This is a genomic window from Litorihabitans aurantiacus (assembly GCF_030161595.1).
Classification (GTDB): Bacteria; Actinomycetota; Actinomycetes; order Actinomycetales; family Beutenbergiaceae; genus Litorihabitans; species Litorihabitans aurantiacus.
This window is the reverse complement of sequence record NZ_BSUM01000001.1, coordinates 432,086-447,337: the sequence shown is the minus strand read 5'-3', so window position 1 is coordinate 447,337 and position 15,252 is coordinate 432,086. Positions and strand designations below refer to the sequence as shown.

The window sequence follows — 15,252 nt, the reverse complement described above, 5'->3', positions numbered from 1 at the left end:
GCGCCCAGCCTACGGCCTCGGCACCCGCCCCTGCCCGCCGGCGGAGCCGCAGCCCCATGCCAGGCCGCCTGCCAGAATGGCGCCCATGCCCGACGTCGCGGTCCCGATCCCCGCCCAGCTGCTCCCCGCGGACGGCCGCTTCGGCTCCGGCCCCTCCAAGGTCCGCCGCGCGCAGGTCGACGTGCTGGCCGCCCTCGGCACCTCCGTGCTCGGCACGTCCCACCGCCAGCCTCCCGTGCGGGACCTCGTCGCGCGCGTGCGCCGAGGGATCGCCGAGCTGCTCGGCGCACCCGAGGGTCACGAGGTCGTCCTCGGCAACGGCGGCAGCACGAGCTTCTGGGACGCCGCCACCTTCTCGCTCGTGCGCGAGCGCGCGCACCACGCCGTGCACGGCGAGTTCAGCGCCAAGTTCGCGAGTGCGACGACGCGCGCCCCCTTCCTCAGCCCCAGCCACGTCACGCGCGCCGAGCCGGGCGATCGCGCCCTCGTCACGCCCGACGGCGAGGTCGACGTCTACGCCTGGGCGCACAACGAGACCTCCACCGGCGTCGTGTCCCCCGTGCAGCGCCCGACGGCGGAGGGCACCTCGCGCGACCAGCTCACCCTGGTCGACGCGACCTCGATCGCGGGCGCCGCCGCCGTCGACCTCACCCAGGCCGACGTCTACTACTTCGCCCCGCAGAAGGTGTTCGGGTCCGACGGCGGGCTCTGGTTCGCGGTCTGCTCCCCCGCCGCGCTCGCACGGATCGAGGAGATCGCCGCGAGCGACCGCTGGATCCCGGACTCTCTCGACCTGTCCCAGGCCGTGGCGAACTCGCGCCTCGAGCAGACGCTCAACACCCCCGCGATCGCGACGCTGGCGCTCCTCGCGGAGCAGCTCGACTGGTTCGCCGACAACGGCGGGCTCGCCTGGGCCGCGGGCCGCAGCCGCGAGAGCTCCGACCACGTCTACGCGTGGGCGCAGGCGCGCCCGTGGGCGAGCCCGTTCGTCGCGGTGCCCGAGCACCGCTCGCCCGTCGTCGCCACGATCGACCTCGACCCCGCGATCGACCACACCGCCGTCATCCGCGCGCTGCGCGACAACGGCGTGCTGGACGTCTTCCCCTACCGCAAGCTCGGCCGCAACCAGCTGCGCCTGGGCCTGTTCCCCGCCGTCGAGCCCGACGACGTGCGCGCGCTGACGGCGTGCGTGGACTACGTGGTGGAGCGGCTGGCCTGAGCAGCGTCGGCCTCGGCGGCGGCCTGCGACACGAGCCGCCGCCACGAGGTCGACCCGGTCGCGGGCGTGAGGTCGCAGAGCACCGGCAGCTCCACCTCGCCCTCGCGCACGGAGATCGCCCGCAGGTACTGCTCCAGCATGCCGACAAGCTCGAGCACGGCGGTCTCGTCGGCGCCCGGGGCGACGATCACGATCGTGGCGGGCACGTGGGGGACGGTGCCGGCGAGCACGTCCCTCGGCACACCGGCCACCACCTCCTCGGCCACGCGCTCGAACGCCTCGAGAGCCAGGGGACGGCCGAACCCCGCCGCGATCTCGTCGAGGTCGCGCACGCGCACGAGGACCACCGAGCTGGGAAGGCCGGACTCCGCGGCGCGATCGGTGTCGAGATCGGCACGCCGGGCGAGCCACGCGGGTGTGCGCAGCCCGTGGTAGGGGTCGAACCGCAGCTGACCCGCGCGTTCGTGCACGCCCTCGGGGGCGCGGGCGGCCGTCATGGCGAACGAGCCGACGAGCGCGACGAGGGTGCCGACGATCGTGGCGATCTCCGACCCGAACCACTCCAGGAACAGGGGGCTGTCGAACCCGGCCACGCCGGCGACCGTGATCCGCGTGACCTGGAACAGCCCGAAGACGCCGGCGACGCCGCCGAGCGCGACCATGGCCGGCTGCGCGCGCAGCGGCCCGCGCAGGATCGTCACGGCGGCGGCGAGCGACCACCCCCGATGCCCACGAGGTAGGCGTAGGACCCGGCCCACTCCCCGCTCGCGCCGAAGATCGCGGCCGCGACGGCGACCGCGACAGCGGTGCCGATCGCGAGGCAGAGCCGCGGCCGGTGACCTGCGAACGCCCGCGCACCCGCCCACAGCGCACCGATCGCGAGAACGAAGAACCCGTCACCGATCGCCACCGTGAGGATGGCGACCTCACGCAGGCCGGACAGGAGGTAGGCCAGGGTGGCCATCAGGAGCGCGAGGAACGTGATCGTCCAGCTGCGGTCGACCGCATCCATGCCGCGGCGACGCGAGGAGCTCGTCAGGTACAGGACGCACGACGTGACGACGACCAGCGTGCAGACGATCAGAAGGGTGTTGAGGTCGAGGTTCACGGCGTCTCCGGCTCGGGTGCGGGGTGCTCGCCGGCGTAGGGCATCCGCACGGTGATCTGGGTGCCCTCGCCGAGGTCGCTGTCGACCTCGATGGTGCCGCCGTGCGCGAGCACGATCTCGCGGACGAGGTGCAGGCCGAGGCCCGTGCCGTGGCGCTCGCCGCGCACGGACTCGGAGCGGAAGAAGCGCTCGAAGAGCCGCTCCTGGTCCTCGGGCGAGATCCCGATGCCGTTGTCGGCCACGCGGACGACGACGTCGTCGCCCTCGCGCTCGGCCACCACGACCACGGTGTCCCCGGTGTCCGAGTACTTCACGGCGTTGGAGACGAGGTTGTCCATCACCTGCCCGACGGCGCGCGCGTCCCCGCGGATCACGAGCCCGCTCTCGACGGCGGACTCGATGTCGACGCCGGCGCGGGCGGCGCGCGGGGTCAGCACCTGGACGGAGTCGCGCACGAGGCGCCCGACGGAGACCCTCTCGATCACGGGGTCGGCGAAGGCGTGGCGCGCGCTGGCGTCGGCGAGCAGGTCTTCCACGAGCGCGTCGAGCCGGCGCACGTTGCGCTCGGCGATCTCGAGGCGGGCGCGCGACGGCGCGGGGGTGTCCTCGTCCTCCAGCACCATCTCGAGGTAGCCGAGCACGGAGGTGAGGGGGTGCGCAGCTCGTGCGAGACGGCCCCCATGAAGTCCTCCCGCTCGCGCACCGCGGAGACCTCGGTCGTCAGGTCCTCGAGCACGAGCACGCGGAAGGCCCCACGCGGTCGGGGCGTCTCCACGCGCGCGACGTTGGCGCGCAGCGCGACGCGGTTGCCGTCGGGCAGCGTCCACCACCGCGTCTCGTCCCGGACCGGGTCGTCCCGGAGCGCACGCTCGAGGTAGCCGCGCAGGTCGGCGCCCGACGGCGTCGCGTCATCGCCCTGAACCCGCGGCAGGGTCGCGACGTCGAGCCCGCGCGGCAGCGTGACCGCGCCGAGCCGCGCCATGGTCGAGTTGGCGTGCACGACGCGGCCGGCGCCGTCGATCACGACCACGCCCACGCCGATCGCGCCGATCGCCGCCTGCAGGAGTGCGCGGTCGACGTCGATGCCCTGGAGCGCGACGGAGAGGGACCGGCCCTGCCGGGCGAGGAGCCGCCGCCGCGCCTCCGCTCGCTCCTCGAGCGCGGTGACGACGGCCGCGACGGAGACGAACACGATGCTGATCACGACGATGCGCATCGCGCCCTCGTCGTCGATCCCCGAGGAGGTGAGGATCGCCTCAGCCTGGGACGCGCCGAGCGCCGCCAGGACGCCGGCGACGGCACCGCGCCGGCCGTGGTGGCGCGCGAGGTCGATGATCGGGACGAGCGCGACGATGGAGATGCGCAGCCCGTCGAACGCGAGGGAGCCGACCGAGCCGATGAGCAGCAGCGGGGGCAGCAGCGCCAGCCACGCGGGCACCCGGTGCCAGGGGACGACGAAGGAGATCGTGAGGGACAGCAGCACCAGACCGGACGCCAGCAGGAACGCCGGGCTGCGGGTCAGGTCGGGGAAGATGATCGCGGCAGCCGTCCAGACCAGGACGATGGCGGCGACCCCGGGGAGGTTGCGCAGGAACACGCTTCTGTCGAGCCAACGACCGGGCTCGTCCACAGCGGTCACCGCGCTCGGGCGAGCGGTCACGAGGCACATGTTCCCAGCACGGACGGCCTCCCGCACGCCGGGCGCAAGAAAATGTTCGTGTTCACTGAGCCGTACGGCCAGGTTCCCCTTATGGTGGGTCCGTGGAGTTCGCCGAGAGAGTGGCCCTCGTCATCGAGGACGACCCAGACATCCGTCTGCTGCTGGAGACCGTGCTGGCCCAGGCCGGTTTCACCGTGCACGCCGCGAGCAACGGCGGCAGCGGCGTGAAGCTCGCCTCGCAGGTGGATCCGCTGGTCATCACGCTGGACGTGAACCTGCCCGACATCGACGGTTTCGAGGTCGCGCGGCGGGTCCGGACCAACAGCGACGCCTACATCATCATGCTGACCGCGCGCGGGGACGAGATCGACACCCTCTCGGGCCTCGACGTCGGCGCCGACGACTACATGACCAAGCCCTTCCGTCCCCGCGAGCTCCGTGCCCGCGTCGAGGCGATGCTCCGCCGTCCGCGCAGCGCCGGTCGCACCGGGGCCGACCTCGCCCCGAGCCCCGCGGTCACGCCGACCGTCGCCACGGCCTCGGCCGCTGCACCCGCTCCGACCGGTGACGACGCGCGAGAGACGGGTCGCCACGCGGCCCCGGCCGGCTCCGCGGCGGCGTCGGCCGCCACCGCGACGCCCGCCCACGACGTCATCAACGGCCTGCGCGTGGATCGCGACGCCCGCATCGTGGAGGTCGACGGCGCGGACGTCGCCCTCACGCGCAGCGAGTTCGACATCCTCTCGGCGCTGTGGGTCAACGTCGGCAAGGTCGTGACGAAGCACAACCTCGTGCGCGCGCTCTGGGGCGACGAGTACGACGTCGGCACGCTGGTCACGCCGTCCGACCACCGCAGCGTGGAGGTCCACATGGCCAACCTGCGCCGCAAGATCGGCGAGGACACCTCGAGCCCGCGCTGGATCGACACCGTGCGCGGTGTCGGCTACCGCCTCAACGCACCGCGCGCGACGCCGTCGCGCTAGAGAGCCCGGAGCCACGACCATGCGCCCGCCCCGCACCCGTTCGCTGACCGTCGCCGCGGCGCTCGCCTCGCTCCTGCTGCTGAGCGGGTGCGGCACGCCGCCCTGGGAGATCGAGCAGGACCCGACGGACACCGACACCGCAACGTCCTCGGAGGAGTCCTCCAGCAGCGCGAGCACGTCCCCGTCGGAGTCGGACACCGCGACCGCCTCGCCGAGCGAGGACGCCACGACGACCGGTCCGCCGGAGCCCGGTGAGACGCCGGAGCCGCAGCCGACGCTGACGCAGGTCGTCAACGACCTCCAGAGCGGCAGCACCGAGCGGACCCTGACGGCCGGCGCCGCGACGCTCACGGCGACGTACTGGTCGGACCTCAACATGGCGGACTGGACGCCGGACGCGTCCAAGCCCGTCAGCCTCTCGCTCACGGCCCAGGAGAACGAGGACGCGCCGGCCTACCTGGCACGGCTGCACGTGACCTCGGTCGCCCGGGACGAGTCGGGTGCCCTCGTCTCCCAGCCGCCGGACCTCGTGGACGACGCGACGGTGCAGCCCGGCTACACGATCGAGGACCCCTACAGCTACTCCACGACCGTCCTCGTGCCGCCGCTGCCCGAGGAGGCGCGCTCGGTGGAGCTGACGTTCTCCTACGAGATCCTCATCGCGACGACGCCGCGCGCCCAGGCGTTCAGCAAGCAGACCGCGACGGACAGGATCACCGTCGCGATCGCGCCGCCCGCCGGGAGCTGACGGCCCCGCGGTGACGGCGGCGGCGCCCCGGGTCTCCGGGCCACCGCCGCCGTTGCCTCACCCCTTCAACCCGGTCTGCGCCAGCCCCTCCACGAACTGCTTCTGCGCGATCGAGAAGATGATCAGCACCGGGATCACCGTCATCGTGGCCGCGGCGAGCTGCACGTTCCACAGCTCGCCGCCGTACGCGTCGGAGTAGCGCGTGAGCGCCTGCGGCAGCGTGAACATCTCGGGCGTCTGCAGGAACACGGTCGGCTCGAGGTAGAGGTTCCACACGTGCTGGAAGGTGAAGATCGCGACGGCGGCGAGCGCCGTCCGGGCCAGCGGCACCGCGATGTACCACCACGTGCGCCAGCGTCCGAGCCCGTCGAGGCGCGCGGCCTCCTCCAGCTCGACCGGCAGCGTGATGAAGAACTGCCGCATGATGAACGTCGCCAGCACGCTCGGGGCGCCGAACGTCGTCGCGAGGATGAGCGGCCAGTGGGTGTCGACCATCCCCCAGCCGTTGAACATCTGGAACAGCGGCACGATCGTCACCTCGCTCGGGATGAGCAGGCCGAGCAGCACCACGAGGAACAGCGCGTTCTGACCGCGGAACTTCACGCGGGCGAAGCCGTAGCCGGCCATCGTCGCCACGAGCATCGTGCCGAGCGTGACCAGCACGGCGATGTAGACGCTGTTGAAGTACTGCCGCAGGAACGGCTGCATCGTGAACGCGTCGCGGAACGCCTGCCAGGTGACGTCGGTCGGCCACAGCGTGGGCGGGTAGGCGAAGATCTCGCTGACCGGCTTGAGCGCCGAGGTGAACATCCACCAGGTCGGCAGCACGAACGGGAGCGTCAGCGCGACGAGCGCGGCGTAGAACAGCACGCGACGCCACACGGGGCTGCGGTGGATCTCGCCCTCGCGGCGCCGCTGCGTGCGACGGCGCGCGGCGGCTCCGGAGGCCTCGACGCCGTCGGCCGTGCGCGGGTCGGCCGGCGGCGGCACGGGGGCGAGCGCGGTGTCAGCTCTCATAGTGGACCCATCTCTTCCGCAGCTGCCACTGCGCGATCGTCAGCACGAGCACGATGAGGAACAGGACGATCGCGAGCGTGGAGCCGTAGCCGAACTGGTGGAAGTCGAAGGACTGCTGGACCAGGTAGTACACGAGCACCGTGGTGGAGATGCCGGGCCCGCCCTGAGTCAGCACCGCGACCTGCGCGAAGACCTGCAGCGAGCCGACGATCGTGATGATCGAGGTCAGCATGATCATCGGCGAGATGAGCGGGAGCGTGATCCGGCGGAAGATCGCCGGGTCGCTCGCGCCGTCGATCCGCGCCGCCTCGTGCAGCTCGCGCGGCACGCCCTGGAGCGCCGAGAGGAACAGCACCATGTTGAGCCCGACGTTCTTGAACACCTGCACGACGATGACGGCGAGCATCGCGCCCCACCCCTCGCGCAGCCAGTTCGGGCCGTCGATCCCCACCGTCGCGAGCAGCCCGTTGATGCCGCCGTTGGACTGCAGCAGGAAGCCCCACACGATCGTCCAGGCCACGAGCGAGATGACCACGGGCGAGAAGAAGATCGTCCGGAACACCGTCACGCCGGGCCAGCGTCGGTTGAGCATCACCGCGAGCAGCAGCGCGAGGCTGAGGTTCGCGACGACGAGGCCGAGGAGAAGATCGCCGTCGCCCGCAGCACCGAGACCAGCTGCGGGTCGTTGAAGAGGCGCTCGACGTTCTCCAGGCCGACGAACGTGAACGTGCCCGCGAGCACGTTCCACTCGTGGACCGAGTAGTAGGCGATGAGTCCGAGCGGCACCAGGACGAACAGCACGATCCCGGCGAGCTGGGGCGCGATGAACAGGTAGCCGGTGCGGGCGTCCCGGCGGATGTGGGGCGCGGGGCGCCGCGCCCCACCCCCGGACGCGCGCCCGGGCGGGGTGGTGCCCCGTCCGGGGCGCGCGATCGTGGGCGTCGCCATCAGGGCTCCAGGAGGGAGGAGATCGATCCGCAGGTCTGACCGAGCACGGCGGCGACGTCGGCACCGGGCGTCCACAGGTCGTCCAGCGAGGCGCGGGTCTGCTGCGCGATCTGCGCGGCGTCGGTGTGGCTCGGGCGGACCTGGCCGGTCGCGATCCCGGGGATCACGACGTCCTCGATCTGCTGCGGCGTGAGCAGCGGGTTCGCCGCCGAGAGCACGTCCACGGTGAGCAGCGACTCGCGCGGCGGCGGGAAGTAGGCCGCGAGCTCCGCCGAGTTCTCCGGGTTGGTGAAGAACGCGAGGAACTCGGCGGCGGCCTGCGTGTTGCGCCCCTGGGCGATGACTCCGATGCCGCCCTGACCGGTGACGGCGTACTCGCCGTCGGGCCCCTGCGGCAGCGGCAGGAGGTCCCACGCGAAACCGTCCTCGGGCAGCAGGTTCGCCCGCGAGATCTGCGTGATCGTGAAGGCGGACTCGCCGGCGAAGAAGTCGGCGCTGGTGCCCGGGCCGGGCATCGAACCGCTGGTGAACGCGGCGTCGTGGAGGAACTCGAACGCCTCGACCATCTCGGGGCTGTCGAACGTGCACTGCGTGCCGTCCTCGCTCCAGGGCTCCGCGCCCCAGCCGTTCCACACGGTGCTGAGGTAGTCCCAGTTGAGGTAGTCGAAGTCGCGCACCACGAACCCGGCCGAGCCGGTGGTCTCCTTGACGCTCGCTCCCGCGGCGCTGACGTCCTCCCAGGTCCAGGAGCCGTCCGCCAGCATCTCGGCGCCGCTCGGCAGACCGGCCTCGGCCAGCTTGTCGTCGTTGACGAACGTGACGAACGGGGAGGTGCTGAACGGGTAGCCGATCAGCTCGTCGCCGTCCTTCCACAGCGCCGCGGCGCTGTCGGAGATGTCGTCGTAGTCGTAGCCCTCGGTGGCCTCGAGGGTCTCGGTCAGCGGCATGAGGGCACCGCTGGCGACGAAGTCGGGTGCGGCGTTCTCGAGCACCCAGGCCAGGTCGGGCGCGTTGCCGCCGGCGATCTGGGTGGTGACGGTCGAGGTGTAGTCGTCGAACGGCAGCGGGTCGAACGTGATCGAGGTGACCTCGGGGTTGGCCGCCATGTAGTCCTCGGCGATGCCGTTGAAGAGCGCGAGGTGGTCCTCGTTCGAGGTCCAGATCGTCATGCGCAGCGCGATGTCCTCGCTCTGCTCGTTCGAGCCGGTGCCGCCTCCCCCGCCGCCGCAGGCGGCCAGGGCGAGGGATCCGGTGAGCGCCGCGGCGATCGCGGTCAGCGTCCTTGCTGATCTCATGGGGGTTTCTCCTAGTAGCCGACGACGTCGGGCCAGTGCAGCTCGACGCCGTCGTGGGTGAGGACGGCCTGGTAGTCGGCCAGGTGGGCGGGGCTGGCGTGCACGTGCTGGGGGGTGAGGCCGGTCTCGAGGCAGAACGCGGCGAGCGCTCCGCTCGCCTCGCCGATGTTCCACTCGACGGGGTGGAGCCGGAAGGCGCCGTTGGTGATGTGCGTGGTGCCGACGTTCTTGCCGGCGGGCAGCAGGTTGCGCAGGCGGCGCGGCACGAGGATGCCGAGCGGGATCTCGAACGGGCTGCTCGGGACGTCGAGGTAGTTGTCGCCGCCCGAGGAGGGGTGCAGGTCGATCCGGTACATCCCGACGCCGACGGTGTCGGGCGTGGTGAACGGCCGGCCGTGCCCCTTCACCGCGATGGAGAGGTCGTTCTCCGTGACGGTCCCGACGGTCAGCAGCCGGCGCGACTCGCGGATGTAGGGCGCCATCGCCAGGCCGTCGGGGCCCTGCGTGAGGTCGCCCCGCAGCCGCAGCCCGGGGTAGCCGCGACCGCCGTCGGGCCGCGGCGCCTCGGTCTGCAGCCAGTACAGCATCGACAGCGACTGCCGCCGCGCGGCCGCGAGGTGCTCGCGCGCCTCGTGCGGCTCGACGTCGACGAGCACGCCGTCGACGTGGTCGATCATCGGCCAGTTGACGAGCACCACGTCGCTCCCGAACGCTCCGGGCTCGAAGTTGTCGCGGTCGATGATGCGCCGGAAGGTCCACAGCTCGCGGTCGCCCGGGTCCTTGCCCTGGTCGGCGACGGCGGAGGGCGGCGGCGCGTGCGGCGTGAAGGTCCGCGTGCTCGTCTCGAGCGTGCGCGGGTCGGGGCCGGTCAGCGAGATCATCGGCGCGCCCCAGTAGTCGGGCTGCCGCGTGCGCCAGTGCTCGTAGTCGGCGGGCGGCTCGATCGTGTGGTCCTCGCCGTCGCGGTGGTCGATCACGAAGCACCAGCTGAACGCCTGCTGGTTGGCGGGCTGCGCCGCCTCCGGTGCGCTCGGCTCCCCCGTGTCCGCCCGGGACTCGAAGCCGGTCACGTGCTCGGCCCCGGTCAGCGGGAGCAGGTCGCCCAGCTCGGTCGCGTCGACGACGAAGGCGGCGGTGACGACGACGTCCCGGTCCTCGCGCGTCAGGCGCAGCGTCACGGAGGTCACGACGTCGCCGTCCACCTCGGCGCCGACCGGCACGGCCGGCTGCAGCACGAGCAGGCGCCCGGCCGCGCGGTGCGGGGCGAGCATCGCCTCGAGGACGGCGACGCCGACGGCGGGCTCCGAGCAGATGCGGCTCACGAGTCCGTTGCCCGGGTTGAGGTGGCGGTCGGCGCGGGCGGCGGCCGTGAGCGGGTAGAAGGTGCGGTAGTGCTCGCGGATGCCGTCGCGCAGCCGGCGGTAGCGCGCCGTCGCGCCGAACTGCTCGATCCAGCTGTGCTCGTCGAGCGGGACGGCCTGGCTGGTGAGCTGGCCGCCGAGCCAGGCGTACTCCTCGCTCAGCACCACGCGACGGCCGTGCTCGAGGGCCGCGAGCGCCGCGGCGACGCCGCCGAGGCCGCCGCCGACGACGAGCACGTCCGTCTCGAGCGCGGGTGCGACTCCGGCGTGCGCGGGGGTGCCGACGCCGCCGATGCCGGATCTGTCGGCGCGCGCGTCGGGGGTGGGGGCGGTCATCGGGTCTCCTTGCCGGTGGGGGTGGGGCGAGCGTGGCGCCGGGGACGATCGAGCACGGCAGCGTCAGGCGCAGCTCGTCGGCCGGGACCGTCTCGGCGGGGTCGAGGATGCGGCCGAGCAGCGCGAGCGCCTCCGACCCGAGCCGCGTGCGCGGGGGCTCAGGCGTGTGAGGTCGGGATCGCCGTCGGCGGTGTGGAAGGGGTCGGCGAGCGTGACGATCGAGAGCTGCTCGGGCACGGCCACGCCGTCGCGCACCGCGGCCGCGTGGATCGCGAGCGCGTGGCCCGGCGTCTCCACGAACGCGACGGTCGCGCCGCAGGCGCGCAGCGCGGCCCAGTCCTCCTGCGACGGGTCTCCCGTCAGCGCGCGGTCCAGCGCCACAGCGTCGCCGGCGGGGTCGCGACGGCGCAGCTCGTCGAGGAAGCCGCGGTGGCGGTCGCGCACGGACTCGCCCGTGCTGTCGCGGCGCAGCATCGCGAAGCGCCGGTGCCCGAGGTCCCACGCGCGCCCGACCAGCTCGGCCGTGCCGCCCACGTAGTCGGCGGCGACGTAGGGGACGTCGCGCGCGTCGCGGCGCCCGACCGCCACGAACGGGAAGCCGCTGCTGAGCAGGCGCTCGAGCTCGGCGCCGTCCATCTCGAGCCCGAGCAGGAGGCAGCCGTCGGCGAGCCGGAGGCGGTTGTTGGGGTGGAACAGGCTGCGCCGACCTCCACGACCGGGGCGGAGGTGAACATCAGCAGGTCGAGCCCGAGCTTCTCGGCCTGCGACTCGATGCCGGTCAGGAGCGAGGCGTAGAAGTCGCGGCTGGCCGAGGGGAAGGCGGGCTCGTAGGTGAAGACGCCGACGAGCCGGTTGCCCACGCCGGCGAGGCGGCGCGCGGCGGGGTCGGCGACGTACTCGGCCTCGCGCAGCACCTGCAGCACGCGCTCGCGGGTGTCCGCGGGAATGCGGGTGAGCGCGTCGGCCTTGCCGTTGACCACCAGGGACACGGTGGACTGGCTGACGCCGGCGAGCTCGGCGATGCGGCGCTGGGTGATGCGCGGCTGCGTGCGTGGTGTGGTCATCGTGGCCCTCGTCCGAGGCCGGCAGCGGTGCCGGCCGTGATGAGCAGGTATTACTGGAATCTCCCCGCTCATGCGCATTAGCATCGGGATCGCCGGTTGCTAATGCGCATGAGCAGGATGATCGGCAGTCTACGCAGACGGCACCGCGAGGTGTCAACCGCGGGTGCGGGGACGGCGATGTCCCCCCACCCACCGACCCGAGGAGAACGATCGATGACGATCCACAGCTCACCCGGACGCCGGGCGACGGCGGTGCTCGCCGCCGCCGCGATCGGCCTCGTGGGGCTGGCCGCCACGGCCGCGCCCGCCAGCGCCGACACCCTTCCCCCACCGCCCGGCTGGCCCGAGTTCGGCTACCAGGGGGTGATCACCAGCAAGGGCCCCGAGGCGATCTGGAACCCGACCAACGAGTTCATCTTCCCGAGCGTCTTCCACGCGGGTGAGCACCTCGAGGACCCGCTGGCGGAGTGGTACCTCTACTACGCACCGCACGACGACCCGGGCGGCATCTCGGTGCGCTACTCCGACAGCCTCGAGGGGCCGTGGACGGAGTACGCGGGCAACCCGATCATCGAGGACGTGTGGGAGCCGCACTTCGCCGTGCCGCACGTCTCGAGCGCGGACGCGATCTGGAACGAGGAGGTGGGTCGGATGTTCCTGTACTTCCACGGCACCAACTCCCAGACGCGCTGGGCCGAGTCCGACGACGGCGTGACGTTCGACTACGGCGGCATCGCCGTCGACAACGCGATGGGCGGACCGCAGGTCACCGAGACGAGCTACGCGCGCGTCTTCGAGCACCCCGATCCGGACTCGGGCTACGCCTACGGCATGTTCTACATGGGTAACGAGCGCGACGACGTGCGCCGCATCCGCCTGGCGGAGTCGGTGGACGGGCGCGAGTGGACCGTCGACCCGGACTACGTGGTCGCACCCGGCGTCGAGGAGGGGCAGAACGTCTCGAGCGGCGACCTGTGGGAGTGGGACGGCGAGCTGTACGTGATCTACCACGCCTCCAGCGGCAAGAGCTATGCCCGCACGATCGACGAGACGCTGCGCGAGGTGGGCGAGACGCCGATCGTGCTGCACGAGGCGAGCGGGCTCGGCGACGACGTGGGGCGCGTGGCGGCACCGCAGGTCGTCACGGACGACGGCGAGACCTACCTGTTCTACGAGTCGGGCGACCGCCTGGGCGCCACGATCGCGTGGGCGAAGGACGGCGCCGACGTCGTGATCCCGCCGCCGTTCGGCGGCTTCCCGGAGGACCCGACCAACCCGGTCTTCGAGGTGTGCGCCGCGCCCGGCAGCGACGAGTTCGACGGCGACGCGCTCGCCCCCGGCGCCTGGGACCGGGTGCTGCGCGAGGACGCTGCCCGGCACACCGTGGCCGACGGCGCGCTGACGATCCCCACGTACGAGGGCGGCGTGGCGGCGGCCCCGCTGCTGCAGCAGGAGCTGCCCGACGGCGCGTGGCAGGTGACCACGAAGGTCACGGTCGAGGCGGCGCAGCGGTTCCAGCAGGCCGGCCTGCTGCTGTGGCGCGCGGACGACGACTACGTGAAGCTCGACCTGGGCCAGGCGACCCCCGGGCCGCGGCTCGAGCTGGTGCAGCACGTGCGCGGCAGCAACCGGATGGACAGCGCCGCCCCCGCGATCGCGGGCACGAGCACGATCTGGCTGCGCCTGACGAGCGACGGTGATGCGGTGCGGGCGCACATCTCCTACGACGGCGAGACGTTCGAGCGCTACGGCCGCGACGTCGCGGACGCGGGCACGTTCACCCACGTGGGTCCGTACGCCTTCCGCGGCACGACGGGCGCACCGGAGATCCCGGCGTCGTTCGACTTCTTCCGCCTCTCCCCCGACGCGGCCGCGTACCAGGCGTGCCTCGCCGGGCTCACAGGTGGCTTCTCCGACGTCGAGCGCGACCAGCTCTTCGCGCAGGACATCGCGTGGCTCGCGCAGCACGGGATCTCGCGCGGCTGGGAGCTGCCGGACGGCACGCGGGAGTTCCGGCCGCTGACGCCGATCGCGCGGGACGCGATGGCGGCGTTCCTGCACCGCCAGGCCGGGTCGCCCGACGTCGACCTTCCACCGGCCTCGCCGTTCACCGACGTAGCCCCGGACGACCAGTTCTACGACGAGATCGTCTGGCTGGCGCAGGAGGGCATCTCCACCGGGTGGGCCGACGGCGACGGCACGGCGTCGTTCCGCCCGCTGGAGCCGATCGGGCGCGATGCGATGGCCGCGTTCCTGTACCGGATGGCCGACTCCCCCGAGCACGAGGCACCGCCCGTCTCACCGTTCACCGACATGGGCCCGGCCACGCAGTTCTACCCCGAGGTGACGTGGCTGGTGACCGAGGGCGTCGCCACCGGTTGGCTCGGCAACGACGGGACGGCGATCTACCGCCCGACGACGCCGATCAACCGCGACGCGATGGCCGCCTTCCTGCACCGCTACGACGACGCCGGATTCACCGACGTCGAGGGGTCGTCCGGCTAGGCCCTCGCGTCCGCGCTGCGCGGTCCGCCCACGACGCCGCCCCGGCAGGTTCGAGACCTGCCGGGGCGGTGTCGTGGTTGCCACCCGGTGCGCGTGGCACGGAGCGGTTCAGTCCGACGACGGCGCCGGGGTACCGACCGGCCACGACCGACCGCAGAAGTGGCACACCAGCATCCCGCGACGTTCGCTCGCCGTCAGAGACCGCTCCACCCAGAGGTGGGCGCACCAGGGTCGGCCCGCCCGTTCCCAGCGCGCCCTGATCGCCTGCTCGGTCAATCGATGCATAGGCGAAGACACTAGGTCGATCCCCACGCCCTGAAAAGGAGCCTTAGGGACCTCTGACAATATCTCAAGGTTGCCCGACCGGTCACTGCACCGTCCGGCTTGTTAGCGCTGTCACGGCCAGTCATCCACCATTCGGACGGCAGTCGTCCGCGCGCCGCCGGGCACCGACGCTGAATCTCCCGTCGGCGCCGTCACCACCGCGCCCGATGCGATCCGACACGCCCCGCACCTCTTGCGGCCCGGCGTCAAATCGACCCTTCACCCAGGTCAAGCGACGCGGGTGGTCAGACGCGGCGGCGCTCGTGCCGCGCACCGTCGCGCGCACCGTCCCGCCCCCGTCTCCCGCCGATTCCTGCGCCGATGGTGCGCCTGTCCGAACACTCCTCAGGGGTGGCTCCGTTCCGGCGCAGACCCTCAGGGGTTGACAGCGCGTACACCTGCGCGAGGGAAAGTCTCATCAGGTCCTCCTCAAGATGACCGGATCCGTCCGGGCAGTCGCAGATGCGTCGGTAGCGTGAATACCCGTCAGCGCTCGGCGGATTCACGTCATCGAGGTCGATCATCCGCGCGAGACGCGAGAGAAATTTGTCGCACTCATCGGGGGCACGCATTCCCTGGCTTGTGGCACCGCCACCACAACAATTCAGGGAGCCCCGGTGAGAAGATCTCACGTCGCCGCATTCGTCGCGCTCGGAGGACTGGTGTCGGCCGCGTCCGTCGCCG

At 72.3% G+C, this 15,252-nt stretch carries 14 protein-coding genes and 1 pseudogene; 4 read left to right on the top strand and 11 right to left on the bottom strand.

Annotation, left to right across the window (positions count from 1 at the left end; translation table 11 throughout):
- The first annotated feature begins 85 nt into the window (after positions 1–85).
- On the top strand, positions 86–1,219 hold the full coding sequence (gene serC / locus QQK22_RS02130; RefSeq protein WP_284249072.1) for a phosphoserine transaminase: 1,134 nt from the start codon (positions 86–88) through the stop codon (positions 1,217–1,219).
- On the opposite strand, the gene QQK22_RS02125 is transcribed toward serC, so the two are convergent.
- The 4 genes and pseudogenes from QQK22_RS02125 to QQK22_RS19130 all read right to left on the bottom strand — a co-directional run.
- Positions 1,195–1,920: a hypothetical protein gene (locus QQK22_RS02125; RefSeq protein ID WP_284249071.1), complete on the bottom strand. Its 726-nt coding sequence runs from the start codon at positions 1,918–1,920 to the stop codon at positions 1,195–1,197. The genes serC and QQK22_RS02125 overlap by 25 nt on opposite strands.
- Positions 1,917–2,327 carry a hypothetical protein gene (locus QQK22_RS02120; RefSeq protein WP_284249069.1) on the bottom strand — a complete coding sequence of 137 codons (411 nt, stop codon included), beginning with the start codon at positions 2,325–2,327 and terminating at the stop codon, positions 1,917–1,919. The genes QQK22_RS02125 and QQK22_RS02120 overlap by 4 nt, the downstream gene beginning before the upstream one ends.
- A complete protein-coding gene (locus QQK22_RS02115; protein ID WP_284249067.1) occupies positions 2,324–2,863 on the bottom strand; it encodes a sensor histidine kinase in 540 nt (179 codons plus the stop codon). The genes QQK22_RS02120 and QQK22_RS02115 overlap by 4 nt, the downstream gene beginning before the upstream one ends.
- A gap of 30 nt (positions 2,864–2,893) precedes the next feature.
- Positions 2,894–2,950, bottom strand: a pseudogene (locus QQK22_RS19130) (hypothetical protein); the annotation flags it as partial.
- Positions 2,951–4,088: 1,138 nt separating this feature from the next.
- Here QQK22_RS19130 and QQK22_RS02105 point away from each other — a divergent pair.
- Together QQK22_RS02105 and QQK22_RS02100 are read left to right on the top strand one after the other, a co-directional pair.
- Complete coding sequence (locus QQK22_RS02105) at positions 4,089–4,970, top strand: response regulator transcription factor (RefSeq protein WP_284249064.1); 882 nt, start codon at positions 4,089–4,091, stop codon at positions 4,968–4,970.
- A 19-nt stretch (positions 4,971–4,989) separates the two neighbouring features.
- A complete protein-coding gene (locus tag QQK22_RS02100) occupies positions 4,990–5,718 on the top strand; it encodes a hypothetical protein (RefSeq protein ID WP_284249062.1) in 729 nt (242 codons plus the stop codon).
- Positions 5,719–5,775: 57 nt separating this feature from the next.
- Here QQK22_RS02100 and QQK22_RS02095 read toward each other — a convergent pair whose 3' ends face one another.
- The 7 genes from QQK22_RS02095 to QQK22_RS02065 form a co-directional block, all read right to left on the bottom strand.
- On the bottom strand, positions 5,776–6,735 hold the full coding sequence (locus QQK22_RS02095) for a carbohydrate ABC transporter permease (protein ID WP_284249061.1): 960 nt from the start codon (positions 6,733–6,735) through the stop codon (positions 5,776–5,778).
- Entirely contained in the window at positions 6,725–7,303 is a 579-nt protein-coding gene (locus tag QQK22_RS02090) for a carbohydrate ABC transporter permease (protein ID WP_284249060.1), read from the bottom strand. Before QQK22_RS02090 ends, QQK22_RS02095 begins: the two co-directional genes overlap by 11 nt.
- A 23-nt stretch (positions 7,304–7,326) precedes the next feature.
- The gene (locus tag QQK22_RS02085; protein ID WP_284249059.1) at positions 7,327–7,683 is read right to left on the bottom strand and encodes a carbohydrate ABC transporter permease; all 357 of its coding nucleotides are present in this window, start codon (positions 7,681–7,683) and stop codon (positions 7,327–7,329) included.
- Entirely contained in the window at positions 7,683–8,978 is a 1,296-nt protein-coding gene (locus QQK22_RS02080) for an ABC transporter substrate-binding protein (protein ID WP_284249058.1), read from the bottom strand. The genes QQK22_RS02085 and QQK22_RS02080 overlap by 1 nt, the downstream gene beginning before the upstream one ends.
- Positions 8,979–8,989: 11 nt before the next feature.
- Positions 8,990–10,675: an FAD-dependent oxidoreductase gene (locus QQK22_RS02075; RefSeq protein WP_284249057.1), complete on the bottom strand. Its 1,686-nt coding sequence runs from the start codon at positions 10,673–10,675 to the stop codon at positions 8,990–8,992.
- Between the two features lie 63 nt (positions 10,676–10,738).
- On the bottom strand, positions 10,739–11,149 hold the full coding sequence (locus QQK22_RS02070; protein WP_284249055.1) for a substrate-binding domain-containing protein: 411 nt from the start codon (positions 11,147–11,149) through the stop codon (positions 10,739–10,741).
- On the bottom strand, positions 11,035–11,739 hold the full coding sequence (locus QQK22_RS02065; protein WP_284249054.1) for a LacI family DNA-binding transcriptional regulator: 705 nt from the start codon (positions 11,737–11,739) through the stop codon (positions 11,035–11,037). The genes QQK22_RS02070 and QQK22_RS02065 overlap by 115 nt, the downstream gene beginning before the upstream one ends.
- A 213-nt stretch (positions 11,740–11,952) precedes the next feature.
- Here QQK22_RS02065 and QQK22_RS02060 point away from each other — a divergent pair, with 213 nt between their 5' ends.
- On the top strand, positions 11,953–14,244 hold the full coding sequence (locus QQK22_RS02060) for a beta-xylosidase family glycoside hydrolase (protein WP_284249053.1): 2,292 nt from the start codon (positions 11,953–11,955) through the stop codon (positions 14,242–14,244).
- Positions 14,245–15,252 lie beyond the last annotated feature (1,008 nt).

Coding starts and splice junctions, on each gene's coding strand:
- QQK22_RS02065 (WP_284249054.1), bottom strand. CDS start 11,739: ATGACCACACCACGCACGCAGCCGCGCATCACCCAGCGCCGCATCGCC.
- QQK22_RS02070 (WP_284249055.1), bottom strand. CDS start 11,149: ATGCTGCGCCGCGACAGCACGGGCGAGTCCGTGCGCGACCGCCACCGC.
- QQK22_RS02075 (WP_284249057.1), bottom strand. CDS start 10,675: ATGACCGCCCCCACCCCCGACGCGCGCGCCGACAGATCCGGCATCGGC.
- QQK22_RS02100 (WP_284249062.1), top strand. CDS start 4,990: ATGCGCCCGCCCCGCACCCGTTCGCTGACCGTCGCCGCGGCGCTCGCC.
- QQK22_RS02085 (WP_284249059.1), bottom strand. CDS start 7,683: ATGGCGACGCCCACGATCGCGCGCCCCGGACGGGGCACCACCCCGCCC.
- QQK22_RS02060 (WP_284249053.1), top strand. CDS start 11,953: ATGACGATCCACAGCTCACCCGGACGCCGGGCGACGGCGGTGCTCGCC.
- QQK22_RS02080 (WP_284249058.1), bottom strand. CDS start 8,978: ATGAGATCAGCAAGGACGCTGACCGCGATCGCCGCGGCGCTCACCGGA.
- QQK22_RS02095 (WP_284249061.1), bottom strand. CDS start 6,735: ATGAGAGCTGACACCGCGCTCGCCCCCGTGCCGCCGCCGGCCGACCCG.
- serC (WP_284249072.1), top strand. CDS start 86: ATGCCCGACGTCGCGGTCCCGATCCCCGCCCAGCTGCTCCCCGCGGAC.